The 18,975-nt window shown below is 47.2% G+C and carries 18 protein-coding genes; 6 read left to right on the top strand and 12 right to left on the bottom strand.

What is annotated here, in order from left to right; translation table 11 throughout:
- Window positions 1–77: 77 nt before the first annotated feature.
- Both V5J35_RS10160 and V5J35_RS10165 read left to right on the top strand, forming a co-directional pair.
- Complete coding sequence (locus V5J35_RS10160) at window positions 78–1,553, top strand: PhoPQ-activated protein PqaA family protein (RefSeq protein ID WP_354016330.1); 1,476 nt, start codon at window positions 78–80, stop codon at window positions 1,551–1,553.
- Between the two features lie 56 nt (window positions 1,554–1,609).
- Window positions 1,610–2,035 carry a hotdog fold thioesterase gene (locus V5J35_RS10165; protein WP_354011112.1) on the top strand — a complete coding sequence of 142 codons (426 nt, stop codon included), beginning with the start codon at window positions 1,610–1,612 and terminating at the stop codon, window positions 2,033–2,035.
- 55 nt (window positions 2,036–2,090) lie between these two features.
- On the opposite strand, the gene tal is transcribed toward V5J35_RS10165, so the two are convergent.
- The 6 genes from tal to V5J35_RS10195 all read right to left on the bottom strand — a co-directional run bounded on the left by tal (window position 2,091) and on the right by V5J35_RS10195 (window position 6,373).
- Complete coding sequence (gene tal / locus V5J35_RS10170; protein WP_354011113.1) at window positions 2,091–3,044, bottom strand: transaldolase; 954 nt, start codon at window positions 3,042–3,044, stop codon at window positions 2,091–2,093.
- A 42-nt stretch (window positions 3,045–3,086) separates the two neighbouring features.
- Window positions 3,087–3,992 carry an SMP-30/gluconolactonase/LRE family protein gene (locus tag V5J35_RS10175; protein WP_354011114.1) on the bottom strand — a complete coding sequence of 302 codons (906 nt, stop codon included), beginning with the start codon at window positions 3,990–3,992 and terminating at the stop codon, window positions 3,087–3,089.
- Window positions 3,993–4,061: 69 nt separating this feature from the next.
- Entirely contained in the window at window positions 4,062–4,622 is a 561-nt protein-coding gene (locus tag V5J35_RS10180) for a hypothetical protein (protein WP_354011115.1), read from the bottom strand.
- A 46-nt stretch (window positions 4,623–4,668) separates the two neighbouring features.
- Window positions 4,669–5,235, bottom strand: coding sequence for a hypothetical protein (locus tag V5J35_RS10185; RefSeq protein ID WP_354011116.1), 567 nt, complete (start codon window positions 5,233–5,235; stop codon window positions 4,669–4,671).
- Window positions 5,236–5,368: 133 nt separating this feature from the next.
- A complete protein-coding gene (locus V5J35_RS10190; RefSeq protein ID WP_354011117.1) occupies window positions 5,369–5,728 on the bottom strand; it encodes a SpoIIAA family protein in 360 nt (119 codons plus the stop codon).
- Between the two features lie 255 nt (window positions 5,729–5,983).
- Window positions 5,984–6,373, bottom strand: a complete 390-nt coding sequence (locus V5J35_RS10195; protein ID WP_354011118.1) for a YdgH/BhsA/McbA family protein — start codon at window positions 6,371–6,373, stop codon at window positions 5,984–5,986.
- 116 nt (window positions 6,374–6,489) lie between these two features.
- Between V5J35_RS10195 and V5J35_RS10200 the strand changes: the two genes are divergently transcribed.
- Window positions 6,490–8,016 carry a PhoPQ-activated pathogenicity-related family protein gene (locus V5J35_RS10200; RefSeq protein WP_354016331.1) on the top strand — a complete coding sequence of 509 codons (1,527 nt, stop codon included), beginning with the start codon at window positions 6,490–6,492 and terminating at the stop codon, window positions 8,014–8,016.
- 142 nt (window positions 8,017–8,158) lie between these two features.
- Window positions 8,159–9,784 carry a hypothetical protein gene (locus V5J35_RS10205; RefSeq protein ID WP_354011120.1) on the top strand — a complete coding sequence of 542 codons (1,626 nt, stop codon included), beginning with the start codon at window positions 8,159–8,161 and terminating at the stop codon, window positions 9,782–9,784.
- Window positions 9,785–9,838: 54 nt separating this feature from the next.
- On the opposite strand, the gene trpS is transcribed toward V5J35_RS10205, so the two are convergent.
- The 6 genes from trpS to phnW form a co-directional block, all read right to left on the bottom strand.
- The gene (gene trpS / locus V5J35_RS10210; RefSeq protein ID WP_354011121.1) at window positions 9,839–10,849 is read right to left on the bottom strand and encodes a tryptophan--tRNA ligase; all 1,011 of its coding nucleotides are present in this window, start codon (window positions 10,847–10,849) and stop codon (window positions 9,839–9,841) included.
- 120 nt (window positions 10,850–10,969) lie between these two features.
- Window positions 10,970–12,319, bottom strand: a complete 1,350-nt coding sequence (locus V5J35_RS10215; protein WP_354011122.1) for an ATP-binding protein — start codon at window positions 12,317–12,319, stop codon at window positions 10,970–10,972.
- 23 nt (window positions 12,320–12,342) lie between these two features.
- Window positions 12,343–13,017, bottom strand: a complete 675-nt coding sequence (locus V5J35_RS10220; protein WP_354011123.1) for a response regulator transcription factor — start codon at window positions 13,015–13,017, stop codon at window positions 12,343–12,345.
- 120 nt (window positions 13,018–13,137) lie between these two features.
- Entirely contained in the window at window positions 13,138–13,950 is an 813-nt protein-coding gene (gene phnX, locus V5J35_RS10225) for a phosphonoacetaldehyde hydrolase (protein WP_354011124.1), read from the bottom strand.
- Complete coding sequence (locus tag V5J35_RS10230; RefSeq protein ID WP_354011125.1) at window positions 13,940–15,349, bottom strand: aspartate aminotransferase family protein; 1,410 nt, start codon at window positions 15,347–15,349, stop codon at window positions 13,940–13,942. Before V5J35_RS10230 ends, phnX begins: the two co-directional genes overlap by 11 nt.
- Window positions 15,349–16,473 (bottom strand): 2-aminoethylphosphonate--pyruvate transaminase, encoded by a 1,125-nt coding sequence (gene phnW / locus V5J35_RS10235; RefSeq protein ID WP_354011126.1) that lies wholly within the window; start codon window positions 16,471–16,473, stop codon window positions 15,349–15,351. Before phnW ends, V5J35_RS10230 begins: the two co-directional genes overlap by 1 nt.
- A 361-nt stretch (window positions 16,474–16,834) precedes the next feature.
- Here phnW and V5J35_RS10240 point away from each other — a divergent pair, with 361 nt between their 5' ends.
- Together V5J35_RS10240 and V5J35_RS10245 are read left to right on the top strand one after the other, a co-directional pair.
- Window positions 16,835–17,548: a UTRA domain-containing protein gene (locus V5J35_RS10240; RefSeq protein WP_354011127.1), complete on the top strand. Its 714-nt coding sequence runs from the start codon at window positions 16,835–16,837 to the stop codon at window positions 17,546–17,548.
- A gap of 446 nt (window positions 17,549–17,994) precedes the next feature.
- Window positions 17,995–18,789, top strand: a complete 795-nt coding sequence (locus V5J35_RS10245) for a hypothetical protein (RefSeq protein ID WP_354016332.1) — start codon at window positions 17,995–17,997, stop codon at window positions 18,787–18,789.
- The last annotated feature ends 186 nt before the right edge of the window (window positions 18,790–18,975 follow it).

Here is an 18,975-nt window from a genome sequence, read left to right on the forward strand (position 1 = left end):
GCTATGTCCATTAACACTGCCCAATGGAGAATTGTCCACTGGTGAACATTTTTTGTTTACAGGGGTTTGACCTGTCGATGCGTGAAAAAGTTCTATGCTATCTGGATAATATTCAGACGGCCTCTCAAGAGCGCAACCGTCAAAGCTTGCCCGGGGTTGGCCGAAATCACTTCCATAAGAATTATCAGCGGACAGTCATGATGAATCAGGTACTCAGCGACTTTCTCGCACTGCCCGAACCAAATTTTCAATGGACCGTTCTGGCTGAAGAACAACTGGAAGGCCAGGTGAAAGCCGTTCAACTGGAGCTGACTTCGCTCACATGGCCCAAAGGTGAAACCTCTGACGTTAACCATCAACAGTGGCAGCACCGCTTACACCTTTACCTTCCAGCGAAAGATAACCACCAGCCCTGCCTGCTCATGATTAACAGCGGAACACGCCATGATCTGTCAATGGAAACCACACCTCACTCTCAGGTCGACAGCGCAGCTCTGTGTCGCCTTACCGGAGCCCCTGTTGCCAGTCTGAAAGATATTCCAAACCAGCCCATATCCTTTGCTGATGGTAAGCCGCGTTCAGAAGATGATCTGGTTGCCTGGAGCTGGAAGCAGTTTCTGGAAAACCCTGAAGCTAACCGTTTTTACCCACTGCAATGGCCTATGGTAAAAGCTGTGGTAAAAGCTATGGATGTCATTGAAGCATTTACTGACACGCAGAATATTGAGGTAAATGACTTTATTCTGTCCGGAGGTTCTAAACGGGGCTGGGTAAGCTGGCTGACAGCCAGTGCTGATTTTCGGGTTTCTTCAGTGATTCCGATTGTGATTGATGTTTTGAACATAGAAGCGTGTATTCGTCATCACCATAATGTCTACAACGGCTGGTCACCGGCTATTAAAGACTACGCTGACGAAGACCATAATATTCTTGAAGCCCTGGAGTCAGAGACAACCCAACAACTGTTAGAGCTGATAGACCCTTTCCATTACAAAGAGTTCCTGCAACTGCCCAAATTTGTCATTAATGCCAGTGGTGATGAGTTTTTCCCTCCCGACTCTGCCCGCTTTTACTACCATCAACTGTCACAGCCAAAATGGCTGCGGTACCTGCCAAACTGCAGTCATTACCTGGGACGTGAAGCCAATATCAACACAACGGAATTAATGGCTTCGGCCTATGGCGTGCTGCTGGCTGATTCTGCGCCCGTCATGTCCTGGCAACCATTGGACGATGGCGGTATTGAGCTGCGACTCAGTGAAGAACCCGAACAAGCCTGTGTCTGGTTCTGCCATAATCCAGAAGCTCGTGATTTCCGCAGTGATGAACTGAAACAACAGGGATTACGCTTTAACAGCAAGCCATTGAAGCCGGTCAGCACATCACCCTGGGTGTACCGTTTCCTGCCCGAACCTGCTGATAAAGGCTGGACCGCCTTTTTCATTGAAGCGTCTTTTGACAACCCTCCATTCCCGGACCTGAAGCTGACCAGTGGAATTCGTGTCCTACCCGACATATATCAACTATCTGTCAATGACCAAACACGGGGTTAGACAATCAGGACTTTGCCACCTTATATTGGTCGCTGTTATTCACATCGGGCAGACCAATGGCTATCTGGAACAAGTCTCCAACACTGGAATTATTAAATAATCAGTTAAAAGACAGCATGTGTGAGCATGTTGGTATTGAAATTACGGCTATTGGTGATGACTATCTTGTCGGCACCCTGCCTGTTGATAAACGTACCGTGCAACCCATGGGTCTGCTGCATGGCGGAGCCAATGTGGTTCTGGCTGAAACCCTCGGTAGTATTGCAGCCAACCTTGCCTGCGAACACAATCAGTATTGTGTCGGTCTGGAAATTAATGCCAATCACCTGAAGTCTGCAACATCAGGCAAAGTGACAGGAACCGCCCGCCCGATTCACCTTGGTCGCAGCACTCAGGTCTGGGAGATTCGCATTGAGGATGAACAGGGCAGCCTGACCTGTATTTCCCGACTGACTATGGCTGCTAAAAGTAACAGGAATTAATCAGAATTCCCCTCCGGCAATATGATTTCAGGGAGGGGTGTATATTTCTGAAGTTCTATAGCTGCCGGGCAATCAGCTGTTCCAGCTTCACCTGATCCTTTGCAAACTTACGAATGCCTTCTGCCAGTTTTTCCGTTGCCATGGCGTCTTCATTCATTAACCAGCGGAAGGTCGTTTCATCCAGAGTCACCCTGGGTTCATCGGATACAGGCTTTTCTGCATGCAGTTTCTGCTTCAGAGGCTGTTCAGTATTTTCCAGCTCTTCCAGCAGTGACGGCCCTATGGTGAGGCAGTCACAACCTGCAAGCTCACGAATTTCTCCGGTATTACGGAAGCTGGCTCCCATCACGGTGGTTTTATAGCCGTGTTGCTTGTAGTAATTGAATATTCGGGATACGGACACAACCCCCGGGTCTTCCGCCCCGGCATAGTCACGACCTTCAGATTGTTTATACCAGTCGAGAATGCGCCCCACAAAAGGTGAGATCAGATAAGCACCTGCTTCTGCGCAGGCCTGCGCCTGGGCAAAACTGAACAACAGGGTCAGGTTGCAGCGTATACCTTCCTGCTCAAGTATTTCTGCCGCTCTTATGCCTTCCCAGGTTGATGCTATTTTTATCAACAGCCGGTTACTGTCAGCACCCTGTTGACGGTACATTTCAGACAGACGACGGGCTTTTTCTATAGTGGCCTGAGTGTTAAATGAAAGACGGGCGTCGACTTCTGTCGACACTACACCTGGCACAACACCCTGTATCTCTTTTCCTATCGCAACGGCCAGCCAGTCGCAGGCGAGCTTCGACTGTGTGCTGATATCGCCAGCAGACTGTCGTCCATATTCAAGTGCGTCTGAAAATAGCTCGTTGTATGCCGGTAGTTCGGCAGCCTTCAGGATGAGCGATGGGTTCGTGGTAGCATCCACCGGTTTGTAGTGTTTGATCGCATCAATATCTCCGGTGTCTGCGACCACTTTGGTCATACTTTTTAACTGATCTAGCTGGTTGCGCATTCTCTACCCTTTTATCGTCTGTTATTACCTTCTCAGGCTGACTCAGGCTGAATAGCTGTACTCCGTCATACCCATTACACCTGTCTCAATCGCAAAGATCCCACCCGAATCCGGATATTGTTCAAGCTCTTCGCTCGAACAGGCCTGCCTGCATGAAGTGATAAACAGTGTAGTATTGGCTTCGCCTCCGAACGCCACTGTCGTAGGATACTTAACAGGCAAATGAACCTCTTCAACCATAACGCCACCCGGTGACAGGCGTACAATTTTTTCTCCTGCAAACATTGCCACCCAGAAGCCCCCGTCACTATCAACCGCTGCTCCGGCGGGCATCCCTTTACCAAAAGGGAAACGGTGAAAAACACGACGGTTTGCCAGTACTCCTTCTTCAAGGTCATACTCACAGGCATAAATAACGTGTTCCGCAGAGTCCGCATAGTAGATAGTGCCTGAGTCAGGGCTGAACGCAATGCTGCTGGCTGCCATCACTGGTCCCGCTTTCTGCTCCAGTTGTAAAGTAGCATCTAATGAATAAAGCCATGACTCTGCCTGACGGCCATAAAAATTGGTACTACCAACCCAGAAGCGACCAGCCGCATCACAACGGCCATCAAGCAAATTGCTTTTAATCAAGTCGCCCGACACCCGATTCAGTCTGGAGACCTTGCTTCCTGAATTCAGGCCAGATGACAAGGAGTCGATCTGAAAAAAACCAGAAGCCGATGCCAGAATAATGCTGTCAGGGCATTGACTGTTTGAGGAGAAAAAAGAAAAGCAACCGGAGGGTTCCGGTAACAGGAGTGTCTGGGAGCGGTCATACTCAGCCTGCCAGGCATTCAGGCTCTGCCCTGCAACATCAAGCCAGTAAAGAGAACCACTTTTTTGATGCCATCGGGGACACCGACCCTGCTGAGTTCTGGCATCAAGTATTTTTACAACGGCTTTCATAGTTGCAGATATTGAACCTAATACCTTCTCCTTGCAACCATGTCACTCAGCCGGATGCGAAAGCTGAAATCAGGATGACCCTGCGGCTGCGAACTGGCCTTCATTCCCGCATAACCTTATGGCTATGAACTGGCCTTCACTCCCATAGTGAAGCACTAAGTAATCAACAAGTTCACCAAAAGAAAGCTCAAGGAGCCCTTCATCCGGGTTGAACAGGTAATACCCTTTATTCTGTTGAATTTGTAGCCCGATAGCGTGCAGCCCCCTCACACCCCTTCTTAAAAAAGACACAGACAGGTAATATAATCCTGGTTTGTGGCGTACATGGCCACATAAATCAACGATCTTTTTGGTACCGAATTCTTCATTTGTCTGCAGGCCTATGGCGTGTAGTTTGTAAGTGATGGATATTGACGCATCTACCTGTTGATGCCGCAAGTGTGCCATGTCGGTAAACATTTGCTGTAATGCAGCAGCTGTCGCCAGATCGGGTGGAACCATCAGTGGTTGTCCATGAACGCGTTCGCGCAACCATAAACATACAGCTCCTGCACAGGCCCCCCTTATGGGGCTGCCATCCGCTCTAAGAGAAACCTGATCTGCTGTTCGGTAGCCGTATAACTTTTTCATTGCACATCATATCCTGAGTGATTGCTCCAGTCAGGGTATCGTTCAATTACCGACCAGTCTCTTTACTACGCTCAAAAGCCAGCTGTTGTAGAAGGATGTTAATCTGAATATCTTCCGCTTTTATCAATGCCTGATAGTGGAGTACGACCGAGTTTATCTGCTCTGAAAGGCTTCCTTTGGCAGTCAGTTCCGAGGTATCAGAAATGCGCTTGACCTGTGTCACCAGCTCTTTATTTTTAAGGCTGTTTTTCAGTGTGCTTTTTCCAGATTTATTCGCTTCAGCCTTAAAGCTTTTTTCCAGAGCCCTGATCTCATTGTCCATACGTTTGCGGTACTGGTTAATACGCTTTTGCCTGAGGTCAATCCGACTTTGCAAAACCCGAACGCGCTCACTGGCTTCCAGCGCCTTCAGCTTCTTCATATCAACCGGTTGCAGCGGGGCAGCCATGCCTTTCAATTCGACCGGTCTGGCGTCTGCGCCACACTTTTCTTCAGAAAACTGTACGGTGCCATTTACCTGACACTTGTAGATAGTTTTTGCATGTCCGTTCAGGGTGTACGTCATGGTAACGACACCCAGGAGTACTGTAGAGATTAATCCTTGTAAAAACATATCCCCGTCCTGTCTGAGTTCCTTAACTACTTCCCATTACTATAGTCATGAGTAAAGTAGTCATGAGTAAAGTAGTCATGGGTTGAACTCGCCACAGGGCGGGTGACCGGTGTTTGTCAACAAGGTGGTCGGTTCAGTTCATCAACCAGTGCAGCGCCTGCTCTTTTTGTTGCAGACCAAATGGCTCAGCCTTGATGCCCGGGAACAGCATATCAGCCCACTCAGTCACCCGGCTCAGCCATTGCCGGTCAGTAACAACTGCTTTTTTCTTAATAGCTTTCAAGTGTGGCAACCCAAACTTCATGTCTTCCCACAAAGCTGAAACCGTTATTCCTTCCCAGGACTCCACTTCGACATAAACAGACAGTTTACTGTGCTGGTCGAACTTCGGTTTCATATAGTCAATCAGAGGAAGAATATCGTCCTTTTCAATTTTGCCAGATACCCTTATGCCCACTATGAAGTCTGCAGGCATTTCCAGAATTTCAATCATCCTACTCTCCTCTCCCTCCAGCCTTCTGCAACCGCTTTAGACATTCCATAGCGAAGTATTTATGCAGTTGGTCTGGTCTCCAAGCTGTGTCATCCGAAATGGCTGACACACCCCTATTAAGCCGAATCATGGGCAGTAAACTGCGGCAAATCAATACCCCGTATGTAAAAATACTGTTAGTTCAGCCCATTCACCCTCTGCACTGGATAAAGAAAAACCAGCCAGACATTGTCGGAGGGATGTCCGTTAGCCTGCTTATTCAAAAAAGGCTTCCCTGATTTCTTTTACGTATTTCAGCTTTGACAGGCTCTGCAGTATTTCAAGATAGTCATCGGTTGCTGTATTGCCAATACAAAGATATTCCTTTTCCGTACAGCCAATACGCCCCGGTGACTGTTTGTAAACCACGACGGTGGGGTCAATCGCCATCACTTCAGTCACATAATCAATGTTATCAGGAATACAGAATTCGTAACTGAGCGCCAGCAGACCATCCGGCTGACCATACAGACCCCGGGCATCCAGCTTGTTCAGGTCAAACTGGATTTTTTCCATTGGCTCCGAAGCCCCCCTGAACACAGAACAACCTGAAAGCGTTAAACTCAGCAACAGCATTACCATGCCGGATACTATCTTCATTCTCATTACTCATGCCTGATGACTTCTGTTTTATATTCTATCCTTTTTCCAGCCCATGCTGTGAGGCAGGAGCAACTAGACTAGTTTGTACCTGTCATAAAACAACAACCCGTGCAGCCATCATGACAAAACGACCCGCCCTGTTACCGTTATTATCTCTTTCATGGCTGCTTGCCCTGAGCTTTTTTTCCTGTTTTACAGCAGCAGTGGCAAACAACCACCTTAAAACCCCACAGAACGATTGTTCCGCCAAACACCTGAAACAACACCCCCGGCACATACTTCCCTGCTACCTGCAAAAGCCGGATAACCATTATCACTGGCAGGCAACAGAAACCTCTGAACAGACGATTACCGTTGCAGACAAAAAAAAGACGATCACAGCTCATAGCATCGAAATGAGGTCACAGCGCTGGCCTGTTGGCCGCAAGGATTCCGTCAACCACCCTGTATGGCTCCATAGAATCACCGTTTACCAGCCTGAAAAAGTTGTCCACGACAGCGCATTGCTGTTCATAAACGGCGGCAGGCTTTACTCTGAAAACGATGAGCCATTAACCGTAAAACAGTCCCCCAATAACGATCTGGACTTTGCCTATATCGCGGCACTCAGCCAGTCGGTTGTTGTCGATTTGAAAGATGTTCCCAACCAGTACCTGCAGTTTTCAGACAGCAAACCTTTAAGAGAAGACGCTCTGGTGGCTTACACATGGGAAGAATTCCTGAAAGACCCGGGTGAGAATGCCTTTATGCCACTCACGTTACCCATGGTAAAAGCAACTCAACGTGCAATGGACACAGTGCAGGCGTTCATGGGAAAGCGTAAGCTGAAAATCAATCAGTTCGTATTATCCGGCCTGTCCAAACGGGGCTGGGCAGCATGGCTGACAGCCGCAATGGATAACAGGGTTATTGCAGTGGCTCCCATGGTGATTGACGTTCTGAACCTGCAAACAGTCATGGACCATCATTACAAAAGCTATGGCCGCTGGGCACCTGCGGTTAAGGATTACCACAAAATTTTAGCCGGACTGCATTCAGAACCATTAACTCAGCTGATGCAGGTCGTAGACCCCATCTATTATGTACAGCAACTCAAGCTGCCTAAATACATTGTCTCAGCAGCTAACGACGACTTTTTCCTGCCGGATGCCAGCCGCCATTATTTCAGCACCCTTAAAGGCGACAAATGGCTAAGAGCGCTCCCTAATGCCCGCCATTATATTGCCAGCATGGACAACAAGCTGATCACCGACACACTTGCTTCTTTTTATGGCTCTGTCGTAGAGCAGCGTCCGATGCCATCTGTTTACTGGAGCTTAAAAGGCAATGACCTGAAAGTAACCAGCACCATTCCACCAAAAAGCGCAAAGCTCTGGAGTGCCGTTAACCCGGAAGCCAGAGATTTTCGTTTAACACCAGACAACCCTGCTGTAAAACCCTTTAGCGCTAAAGAGCTTGCAGTAAAATGCGACAACGCTTGTCGCATAAAAGCCTCAATCACTCCTCAAAAAAAAGGCTGGAAAGCATCCTTTATAGAGTTGGAATTCGCCAATCCTCCCTTTGAAAACCTTAGCGTTACAACACAAGTATTTATAACGCCTGATACTTATCCACACAAAAAAGCCAGCACCTCACATAATAAGTAGAACCAAAGTACATAAAAAATATTGAATTTAAATTAGCATTCCCAAAAAAGTCATCTATTTTAGCTTGAACAATGATGCAGTTAAAGCAACCGCCCAGATCTGCTAAAAACATATAACCCAAAAAAACCTAAGGAATTACATCATGCAGCGGTTTATATTTTTTTTCTTTTCCACCTTACTTCTGCCTACAACAGTTTTCTGCTCTGATGAGCTTTCTCAAAAACACGATGACAGTTATGACTACATTCCAATACTGGAGAAGAAACTGCCGAATACAATAGACCCAATGTTCATCAGGAAATACAAGCATAAACACCACTGGAGAATGCCCAGAGGTACAACAATGGACATTGATATATCTTATGACAAAAACCCCGATGGGAAAGATTGGCCAGAAGCGACCTATTATAAACTTTCAAAGTTTTCAGTTGAAGCCTTAAAAACCTATACAAAGCTTCTACAAACAGGCTTGGGCAATAATCAATGCAGTAGTACTAGTTGCAAAAAAGAAAGCGAAACAGAAAGCGTAGATGAATCTACAAATGCTTTAGTTGCACCAAAAGCAAGTAAAAATAACGGACTTATGATCCTGACCAAAAGTGAGCATAAAATTTCAGACTACACAAAATATCTTGATACCAGCAAACCAACAGGCTTTGCCGAAGATATTCTGAATAAGATCTCAGAAAAAGATTCAAAGAAAACGCCTTTTGGAGAAGGCTTCAGCTTCACTCAAGGCAACCCGATGGCCAGACTTGGCCTGTCTCAACTGGCAGAACTCATTGATCAAATCCAGCAAAAAAATCCAAACGCTGGCAACCTGGTGGTTTTTGTCGCCCATATCCCCCAAAAAGATAAGAAAGTTGGCAGTAAAACTGTCAACAACATTATTCATTATCAAGTTTGTCAGATACCACCTTATACATTGATAAATGATTTCAAATGCATCAAAAAACAACATAGAAACCAGGAAGGTAATGGCTTGATGTTTTTGAGTGCCGGACACAAAGAAGCAATCAGCAAAATTCTAAAAGACACAGAAAAAACCAGCTTTTTCAATTTCGTCTTAGACAAAACAGGTTTAGACTCAAAACAAACAGAATTAAAGCTTACTGATATTTTTGCATTTATCGCTGATAAGGTTAAACAGTCCATTGAGAATTTTGACTACAACACAGACGATCAATTCGTTGAAGACGCCGTTTTCATTGACAACTTCGTAGAATCCCAAGCTGAATTAAAAAGAAACAAGGACAACAAAGCCATATCCTACCAATCTACAATTACAAGCTCTACAGATAACAGTAAAATAACAATGAAAGTAGAAAGTGAAGGTGGTGAATTTGCCAAAACAGTTTTATATGCTGACGAATATCAATATGAAAAAGTGCTTTTAACACCGAACGTAGTGTTTAAAAAAGAAGCCTTAAATGCTGGTTTCTTACCCTTTGGAGTACTTAATCAAGCAATGATCGATATCGCTCACAAAACCGTTAACTACCTTGATTTAATAACAGCTTATAATCTATTAGAAATAAAACACAAACAGCAATCAAACTTACTTAATGTTGCATATGCCACTTGCTCTAACGTGCAAGCTGACCTTGAAAAAATGACGTATAGTGCCAAGTGTATGAAAATAAATCGAGGTCACGATCGGTATGTAGAAATCGATTTAAATAACTGCAATCTTCTCAAAGGTGGATTAAAGCTCTCAGGAAGCTATAGCTCTGATTATTTTTTAGAGTGTGAATTTCCAAAAGAATAATCATTAAAAGGGGGCTGAGAAGCTATCTGCTTGTCAGCCCTTTCCACAAGAAAATTAAGCAAATCCTTTAATACCAACAGCCTGACGAATATGCTTCAGGAATGGTGCCGCTTCTGCACGGGCTTTTTCAGCACCTTTGCGCAGCTCGGCTTCGATAAAGGCTGGATCCTGAAGCAGTTCGTTATAACGTACACGAGGCTCTTTCAGCTTCTCATCCAGGTACTCAAACAGTTCATTTTTCAGATCACCCCAGCCAGCGCCTGCTTCATACTGAGCTTTCTTCGCCAGAGCCTCTTCTTCCGTCGCAAAAGCTGAGAAAATCTGGAACAGGGTACAGGTGGACGGATCTTTTGGCTCACCCGGCTCCAGGGAGTTGGTCTTGATTTTGCGAATCAGTTTTAACAACTTTTTCTCTGGAACGAACAGAGGAATGGTGTTGTCATAGCTTTTGCTCATCTTGCGGCCATCAAGGCCGTTGAGAATAGCAGTTTCTTCACCGACAACAGCCTCAGGCAACACAAATCTGGTTTTGTAGTTGTGGTTCATACGCTTGGCAATATCGCGAGCCATCTCCAGATGCTGAACCTGATCCTGACCAACAGGAACCTTGTGGGCATTGAATATCAGGATATCGGCAGCCATCAGCACCGGGTAGCTGAACAGGCCCATGGTAATGCCAAAATCCGGGTCATTCTGCTCGTCAGCTACATTCTGCTGAACAGCGGCTTTATAAGCATGAGCGCGATTCATCAGCCCCTTGGCGGTCATGCAGCTGAGAATCCAGTTCAACTCCATGATCTCAGGAACGTCGGACTGACGATAGAAGGTCGCCCGATCAGTATCCAGCCCTAAGGCCAACCATGTCGCAGCATTGTGCATACCGGATTCATGGATTCGTTTTGGATCACGGCCTTTTACCATGGCATGATAATCAGCCATGAAATAGTAGGACTGAATATCATCACGCCAGCTTTCCTCAATAGCCGGTTTAATAGCGCCTACATAGTTACCCAGGTGCGGAATGCCTGTCGTCGTAATACCAGTTAATACTTTGGTCTTTGTCATGGGTTACTCATTCGAGGAAAGTCTGAGACGTGTTCAATGGAAGGGGAATCGTTGCTCCCCTCCGGACGAACCACGCATTATAGGTAAAACCATTTGCAGGGTGAAGGGGTCATGCCGGGTTCATATCGGAAGCATAAGCCTGAAAGAAGCTCCGCCCAGTTCAGAGTCACCAATAGTTAGCGTGCCATCGTAACTGTCAATAATATCCATTGCGACTGCCAGCCCGATCCCCTGTCCTTTTGTGCGGCTGTCAGCCCTGACACCTCGCTTGAGAATATCCTCTCTGCGATTTTCCGGTACACCTGCACCATCATCTTCAACCTGACACAAAACCCAGCATTTTCCATCCATGGATACTGTCTGCGAACAGACCCGCACCTGTTGAAGGCAAAGCCTGTAAGCATTTTCCAGAAGGTTGCCCAGCACTTCCATCACGTCCTGTTCTTCAGCAGAAAACTGTATGCCCACTTCAATATCAGTACTCAACTCAACCTGCTTGTCATAGTACACTTTGTCCAGCGTCCGGCTGATACGTCCAACCGTAACAGCCACATCGGCCTGGTGTTTCACCAGCCCCCGCTGCCGTGTTACAGCCCTCTGCAACTGATAGCTGATGATCTGGTTCATGCGATGAACCTGTTCTTTAATGATGAGTCCGACCTCTTCGTACCCTGTATTTTTCTGCATGGTCTGGCTGTGCTGAACGCTTTGCAGTACCGCAAGAGGTGTTTTCAAACTATGCGCCAGGTCGGCCATGGCATCACGATAGCGTTCCCGTTGCTGGCGCTCATTATTTAACAGCTGGTTCAATGCATCGGTCAGGGCGACCAGCTCCCGGGAATAAACGCCTTCCAGCCGACTGGTATGGCCTGATTCAATTCGCTGAAGGTTATCAGCCAGTTTCCTGACCGGAATCAGTGACCAGTGCATCCCGTACCAGAGCACAATCATCATCAGCAGGGCAGTCAGAGACAGGTAAATCAGCAGGTTGCTCCTGAAGGCCACAAACATTTCTTCATATTCCGTTGCAGGAATCATGGTCAGAAATGTCAGCGGCACACCATCCAGCAGAACATCAACATCGTATAAAAAATAGCTGCCTTCAGGTCCGGAGTAACGGGAAAAATCCATCGCTTTTTCATTAAACTGAACGGAGTAATAAAGAATCTCATCCAGCGACGAGTGAGAACGCCACAATACGGCCCCTTTCCTGTCCAGCACCAGACCCAATACTTCCGACTCAACCTGATTAAAACGTTCATCCGGCATCAGGTGCGGCATAACCAGCTGCTGATCCACAATGCTGGCAGCCGTTAAAAGAACGTTAGTCCCTACTGCAAGCTCTTTCTTGATCAGGTCAAACTGCACCTTTTCAAACGACTTCATCACTGAAAACACAATCAGCCCCACACTGATCAGCAAAATCAGCCCGGAAGCCATAAGGACACGAAGACGTAAGGAATGTTTCATCGACCGCTCTTTGGCTGAACAGGTCATGAGCAGGTTAAATTAAACAGATAACCCTGGCCACGTATGGTATCAATAGGGTTTTTAGCGCCTGTTGATTCAAGCTTTTTACGCAAACGCCCTACCAGCACTTCCAGCACATTAGAGTCCCGACCTTCATCGTCATACAACTCATCCACCAGTTGTCGCTTGGATACCACCTGCTGACCATGACGCATCAGATATTCCAGAATCTTATACTCATAGGCCGTTAGCTCCATAAGCTCATCCCCTGCCCAGACCTGGCGTCTGGAGAGATCCAGGGTGAAGTGGCCGGCCTTTATTTTCGGCTGACTGAAGCCGGATGAACGACGAATCAGGGCATTCAGCCGTGCCTTGAGCTCTTCAAACTGGAACGGTTTAACCAGATAGTCGTCAGCCCCGGCTTCCAGACCAGACACTTTATCCTGCCAGTTACCCCGGGCAGTCAGAATGAGAATCGGGAACGTTTTTCCCTGTTCCCTCAGTTTGCGGATCAGGTCCAACCCATCCATGCCGGGCAGACCAAGATCAACTATGGCAGCATCCAGAGGGTACTGATCAACCAGGAATAACGCCTCTTTGGCGTCAGGTGCTGTATGCACACGATAATCCTCGCTCCCCAGCTGATAGCTGATGTGGTGACGCAACAGGTCATCGTCTTCGACCACCAAAAACTTCATGGCTACTTCCCACAATCCAAATTTGCGAATTATTTCACAGGATTATAACCGGTGTAATGGTGGCTTGCGCTGACGACCGCCATTCCCGCCTGCGCAGGAATGACGATGATATAAACAGCCTTATGGCTTTTCACCGTTGGCAATGCGCTGCTCGATCTGGGCAATCACAGCAGGAAGGTCAGCAATGGTGTCGATCGCATAATGCGCACCGGCAGACAACAGTTTGTCTTCAGCCACTCGCCGCTTTCCTTCTTTAACCGCTTCCGAAGCCGCCAGGTACTCGTCCAGAGTCATGCCTGCTTCATTACCTGACAGTGTCAAACCAACAGTCCACATCCCGGCATTCAGGCCTTCCGTGATACCCGGTGCAGAATCGTCCACTTTGACACAACGGCTAACGTTATTAACACCCAGCTCAATCACATTATGCAGAGCCATCCACGGGCCAGGGCGAGCGCCTGCCGCCAGATCATCACTGGCAACCACGACATCAGGCTTGTAACCTTTTGCTTCTGCTGCAGGAATCAAAACATCCATGACTTCTCTTGGATAGCCAGAGCAGGAACCGATTTTCACATTATCAGCCCGCAAATGATCCAGCGCTTCCAACGCACCCGGAATAGGGTCAGAGAAAGCGGTCACTTTGGCTTTCTGCAACGGCATAAAGGCACTGTAAATATCGTCCACATCTTTGTCTGCCATGGGGCGGCCAAACTGATTCAACCAGCGTTCTGCCACTTCTGGCAACTGCCCCAGCGTTTTGATGTGATCCCACTTGCCCAGCCCCATGGGAACACGAGCCTCTTCAAGGCTGACATCAAAATCGTAAGCCTGTTTAAACGCCTCCACAAAAATAGACGTCGGCGCCCAGGAACCAAAATCTACGACAGTGCCTGCCCAATCCAGAATAACCGCTTCAATCTTATGACTCATGATGTAACTCCTTACCTTCAATGACTTCAGAAATAGCCTGTTCAACAATATCGAGCGCACGGCTCAATTCTTTTCTGGAAATCACCAGAGGCGGGCTCAACTGCAGCACATTGCCCTGGGAAATCTTGAAACTCATACCCAGCTCCAGACAACGGTATAAAACCTTTTCAGCTTCTTCCCTTGCCCGGGTTTTATTGTCACGACAGATCACCAGCTCTATGCCCCAGAGCAGCCCGATACCACGGACATCACCAATCAGATCATACCTGTCTTTCATGGTTTCCAGACGGTCACGAACATAACGTTCATCGTCTTTTACCTTGTCCAGAAGGTTGTCCTGCTCGATCACTTCCATTGTCGCCAGCGCTGCCGCACAACCCACAGGACTTTTTTCATGGGTGTAATGACCCAGCGAGATATTCCCGGCAACATTAAACTTGTCGCTGGTAATCATGGCAGCCATGGGAACGATACCACCGCCGAGACCTTTACCAATGCACAAAATATCGGGCGTTATTCCATAACGCTGGAAAGTGAACCACTCACCACTCCGTCCCATACCGTTAGGGATTTCATCAATAATCAGCAGGACATTATGCCTGTCACAGATTTCACGAACCCGTTTCCAGTACGCCTGGCTGGGTACCTGCACATCGGTGTTACGAACCGTCTCAGCAATAAACGCCCCTACACCGCCTTCTTTCTCAATCACATATTCCAGATAGTCGGCATAATGTACGTCGGAACCGTCCTCTCCCGGCCAGACGCCACGATAACTGACCGCCGGTGGAATACGTTCAACCCCGGGTGTCAGCGGCCCCATACCTTCACGGAAACAGGCTTCACCACCAACACCGATGGCATCAAGGGAAGCCCCATGGAAAGAGTCCCACAGAGACACCACTTTGTGGTTGCCTGTCACAACCCGAGCCAGCTTAAGCGCTATGCCCACCACCGATGTACCGCCGGGGGCAAACAGCACCCGGTTCAAATCATCCGGGCAGATCTCTGCCAGCTTCTTTGCACAGTCCACGGCCGTCTGGTTGGTAAAACGACGGGGCGAAAATGGCAGGGTATCCAGCTGATCTTTTATTTTCTGAACCACATAAGGGTGTCCATAGCCCAGCTGATGCACATTGTTACCATGGAAATCCATGTAACGATGACCACGATCATCCTCAATGTAGATGCCATCGGCCTTGCTCAGAACATCCAGACAGGGAGTCGACATGGACTGATGCAAAAAATACCGGGCATCCTCTTCCAGCAGGTTCAGGGTCGGCTGATGATCAATAGCATCCTGCCAGCGCCTGCGTTCAGCCGTTGTATTGATATCACCCTCTGCACTGAGGCGTTGCTCATGAAGGTGTTGCTGATTAAGGTGCTTCTCAGCCATCATCAGGACTTATGCTCCCAGTACATGCTTTCACTGATAGCATTGATCAGTCGTGCAATATCGTCGGGATAAACTTCACCAATATTGCCAATGCGGAAGCAGTCAGCATGAGACACTTTGCCCGGATAAATCACAAAGCCTTTCTCTTTCAGCAAGCTATAAAAACGACGGAAGTTGTAATCTTCATGCTCCGGAGAATAGAAAGAAGTGATAAACGGAGAGTGCATGTCTTTTTCCAGCAAGCACTTAAAGCCAAGCTCTTCCATCCCCTGCACCAGTCGGTTCTGGTTTTTTCGGTAACGTTCATAGCGGGCTTCAACTCCGCCTTCCTGCAACAGTTCCTGCAAAGCCTGAGCGAAAGCCCGCACCGTATGAGTCGGTGAAGTAAACCGCCACTTGCCGCTGTTCACTTCCATACAGTCCCACTGAGCATACAAATCCAGAGACAGGGAACGAGCCTGCCCTTTGCATTGCTTAAGCTGTTCCTCACGGGCAATCACAAAACCAAAGCCCGGCACGCCCTGAATACATTTGTTGGCAGAGCTGATGAGATAATCAATACCCAGTTCAGCAACATCCATCGGCACACCACCAAAGCTGCTCATGGCGTCAATAATAACAATGCGCTTGTGTCGTTTAACGACCTGAACCACTTCTTCAACCGGATTGAGCATGCCGGTGGTCGTTTCACAATGCACCATGGCAACATGGGTAATGGATGGGTCACTGGTCAGTAATTCATCAATAACAGCCGCAGACGGCAACTGGGTTTCACCACAATCGAGAACCGTGTGACTGATATTCAGATAGTCCGCAATCTCGGCAATTCGGGCGCCATAAGCACCATTATTCACCACCAGTAAACGACCATCATCGCCAATGGCTGTACCAATCGTAGCTTCTACGGACGCAGTACCACTCCCCTGCATCAATACCGATGTGTAGCCCGGATCTTTGGTCGCCAGCTCAACCAGCTGTGTCCGAATCTTCTGAACCACATCCAGATTGTAATCATCATCCCAGGTACACCAGTCGCGTAACATGGCTTCACGAACGGTTCGGGAAGTCGACAGAGGTCCGGGGGTTAACAACAGATAAGGGTTTTCCAGGTCGGTTGTGATCGCCACAGCCTGTTCCTCACAGATTGACTTGTTTATAGAATGATTGGTTATGGTATAGACCAAGTATTTAAAATAATGAAATTGTGCGGTTTGTCTGTAAACCCGGTTAAGCCAATCTTCACAAAAAGTTCATAATTCAACGGATCGTTTTCGAAATACTCCCAGCCATACATCTGTAGCATAACTGTCACACTGTTATGCCTAAAATGGTCTATACCAGAAAACAATAACTGGGTTACTATGATGCCTCTTTCTTCTTGCCCGACTGGACCAGCCGGCTGGAATAGGCTGATTTTTACTCAATTTCAGGTATATTATTTGTCCGGGGTTTATCCCCGAACATCGAACTAACAGCGAGACGTGAACGATGGGCCAGGGAAGAAACCAGTACCAGATCATTCGATCCGCCCTGTGCGAACAGATAGAAAGCGGCGCTCTGCCAGCAGGCACCAAGCTCCCCCCGGAACGGCAACTGAGCGAAAGCTTTGGTACCACCCGTGTAACTCTTCGGGAAGCGTTGTCATCACTGGAAGCCGATGGCATGGTGTATCGTGAAGACCGCCGTGGCTGGTTTGTCTCTCCCGAGCGTATTGTTTACGACCCAACCGTAAACACCAACTTCCACACCATGGTTAAAGGTCAGGGCAGAATGCCTGAAACCCGTTTAATCAGTGCCGCTCTGGTACCAGCCACAACGAAAATACAAAAGCTTCTGCAACTCCCTCCGCTAACACCGGTTTATCGTGTCCAGCGTCTGCGCCTGGTTGATCAGCGAACAGTGTTGTATGTTGAGAATTACATTAATCCGGAGTATTTCCCGGGTTTACTGGATCAGGATTTACAGCAGCCACTGTCAGATATTTACCGTACTCACTACAGCACCCGCTACAGTAAAGTAAACTTTCGACTGTACCCTGTCGGCATTCATGACGAAGCCGCTACCCATCTGAAGGTAACTTCCGGCAGTTCAGGTTTACTGGTTACCCGGATCAATCACGACAAGAAAAAACGCCTCATTGATTGTGACTTTGAGTACTGGCGACAGGACGCCATTGTAATCACCGCCCAGGCCCGGAAGTAGGTCATTCAGTGCTGCTCAATACAAATAGAATCATGCTCTTTTAATTTTCTTTCTGGGAAACCTTAATATTTCAGGGATGAAGTATTAAGTCAGAACCATTGCTCTGAAAATCAATAATGAACTGAATATGAACGAAACATACTTTGCAATGAACTGAGTATGAACGAAACATACTTCGCTATGCCGCCTCCAAATATTCATTTCTATAGTCCTTTTGCTTAGTAATAATTAACCTCTGTAATTGGAGTCAGATAATGATTCGGAATCTTTTTGTCTTTTCCGTCTGGCGCATATTATTCAACCTTTGCAAATGGACATCAGGTCAGGTTTGGTCTGATAAAATCAACTCCCACTGCTTAATAATAATGGTGCTTGTATTATTTCTTTCACCTCCCGCTTTATCGTCTCCGGTTTTAGGACGTGATACTGGCTATCATCAGGAAGGGATGGTTATTGGTCAACTGAGCAGGGTCGAAATATCAGGTTTTTTTATTAAACCTGTAGTTATAAATTTTTTACTGGGTGGCGGTATATCACTCGATCGATTCTACCCAACCAAACAGTTTCAGTTTTCTGTTAAGGACAAACTGAATCCGATATACAACAAACTGGTTAATACGCCACCCAATAAACAAGTGATCCTTCATTATGTCAGCCCCATTCCGCTCTCAGCCCCTTACATGTGGCTTTTTTATGGAGCAAGTGCTTTTGCTACCGATGTGTCCGATGTGTCCAACTTCACACAAAGCGACTCTTTTAACAGCTATGGCAATTTCTACAAAGATGAAAGTTACATCGGATTTGGCAGTTATGGCGTTAGTGTTCGCTCGGGAAAATTTGTCAGGGTATTTCGATGGGGATCATTCGGATCAAAGCTTTGCACTGCGGATTTACACGAAGGGGGAGAGAAAATTGAGAAGAAGTATGTTTACGATCGGGTATACACTGGTTCAGATCAGAAAGGACAACCACAATACAGAACGAAGACAAGAACTATCCATGAAAAAAAGCCCAATATAAATCATCTGAATATATACACGGAAGAAGGATGCAAGTTTGCGGAAGACGCCCTTGCGGCTAACCAGAATGTCACGGTCGAGGTGTCTACGAAATACTTTCCATTACAGGACTGGTATCCGGATACAATACACAGCATACGCACAGTGAATGGCGCAAATACGCCTCTGAGGATTCCGAATCAGGATCAGGATCACCTGGACCTTCCGGGATTACCCTGGTAATACCTCACATCAAAACCATTAACCCGGGGTTTACGCATTCGCTAGTATTTCCACACCCTGTTTTTCCGTCTACTCTTTCACACTCCTATTCAATTTCCGGCAAAATTAACAGCACTGAAATGCAAGTGTCACATTTCGGTCATATTCCTTCCCTAAGATCAATATCAAAATCTGGTCTGTACCAGT

The sequence above is a fragment of the Endozoicomonas sp. NE40 genome (assembly GCF_040549045.1).
GTDB classification, from domain to species: domain Bacteria; phylum Pseudomonadota; class Gammaproteobacteria; order Pseudomonadales; family Endozoicomonadaceae; genus Endozoicomonas_A; species Endozoicomonas_A lisbonensis.

Bases quoted from the DNA above. Each gene is read 5' to 3' on its own strand.
- V5J35_RS10160 (WP_354016330.1), top strand. From the start codon at position 78: ATGCGTGAAAAAGTTCTATGCTATCTGGATAATATTCAGACGGCCTCT.
- V5J35_RS10165 (WP_354011112.1), top strand. From the start codon at position 1,610: ATGGCTATCTGGAACAAGTCTCCAACACTGGAATTATTAAATAATCAG.
- tal (WP_354011113.1), bottom strand. From the start codon at position 3,044: ATGCGCAACCAGCTAGATCAGTTAAAAAGTATGACCAAAGTGGTCGCA.
- V5J35_RS10175 (WP_354011114.1), bottom strand. From the start codon at position 3,992: ATGAAAGCCGTTGTAAAAATACTTGATGCCAGAACTCAGCAGGGTCGG.
- V5J35_RS10180 (WP_354011115.1), bottom strand. From the start codon at position 4,622: ATGAAAAAGTTATACGGCTACCGAACAGCAGATCAGGTTTCTCTTAGA.
- V5J35_RS10185 (WP_354011116.1), bottom strand. From the start codon at position 5,235: ATGTTTTTACAAGGATTAATCTCTACAGTACTCCTGGGTGTCGTTACC.
- V5J35_RS10190 (WP_354011117.1), bottom strand. From the start codon at position 5,728: ATGATTGAAATTCTGGAAATGCCTGCAGACTTCATAGTGGGCATAAGG.
- V5J35_RS10195 (WP_354011118.1), bottom strand. From the start codon at position 6,373: ATGAGAATGAAGATAGTATCCGGCATGGTAATGCTGTTGCTGAGTTTA.
- V5J35_RS10200 (WP_354016331.1), top strand. From the start codon at position 6,490: ATGACAAAACGACCCGCCCTGTTACCGTTATTATCTCTTTCATGGCTG.
- V5J35_RS10205 (WP_354011120.1), top strand. From the start codon at position 8,159: ATGCAGCGGTTTATATTTTTTTTCTTTTCCACCTTACTTCTGCCTACA.
- trpS (WP_354011121.1), bottom strand. From the start codon at position 10,849: ATGACAAAGACCAAAGTATTAACTGGTATTACGACGACAGGCATTCCG.
- V5J35_RS10215 (WP_354011122.1), bottom strand. From the start codon at position 12,319: ATGAAACATTCCTTACGTCTTCGTGTCCTTATGGCTTCCGGGCTGATT.
- V5J35_RS10220 (WP_354011123.1), bottom strand. From the start codon at position 13,017: ATGAAGTTTTTGGTGGTCGAAGACGATGACCTGTTGCGTCACCACATC.
- phnX (WP_354011124.1), bottom strand. From the start codon at position 13,950: ATGAGTCATAAGATTGAAGCGGTTATTCTGGATTGGGCAGGCACTGTC.
- V5J35_RS10230 (WP_354011125.1), bottom strand. From the start codon at position 15,349: ATGATGGCTGAGAAGCACCTTAATCAGCAACACCTTCATGAGCAACGC.
- V5J35_RS10240 (WP_354011127.1), top strand. From the start codon at position 16,835: ATGGGCCAGGGAAGAAACCAGTACCAGATCATTCGATCCGCCCTGTGC.
- V5J35_RS10245 (WP_354016332.1), top strand. From the start codon at position 17,995: ATGGTTATTGGTCAACTGAGCAGGGTCGAAATATCAGGTTTTTTTATT.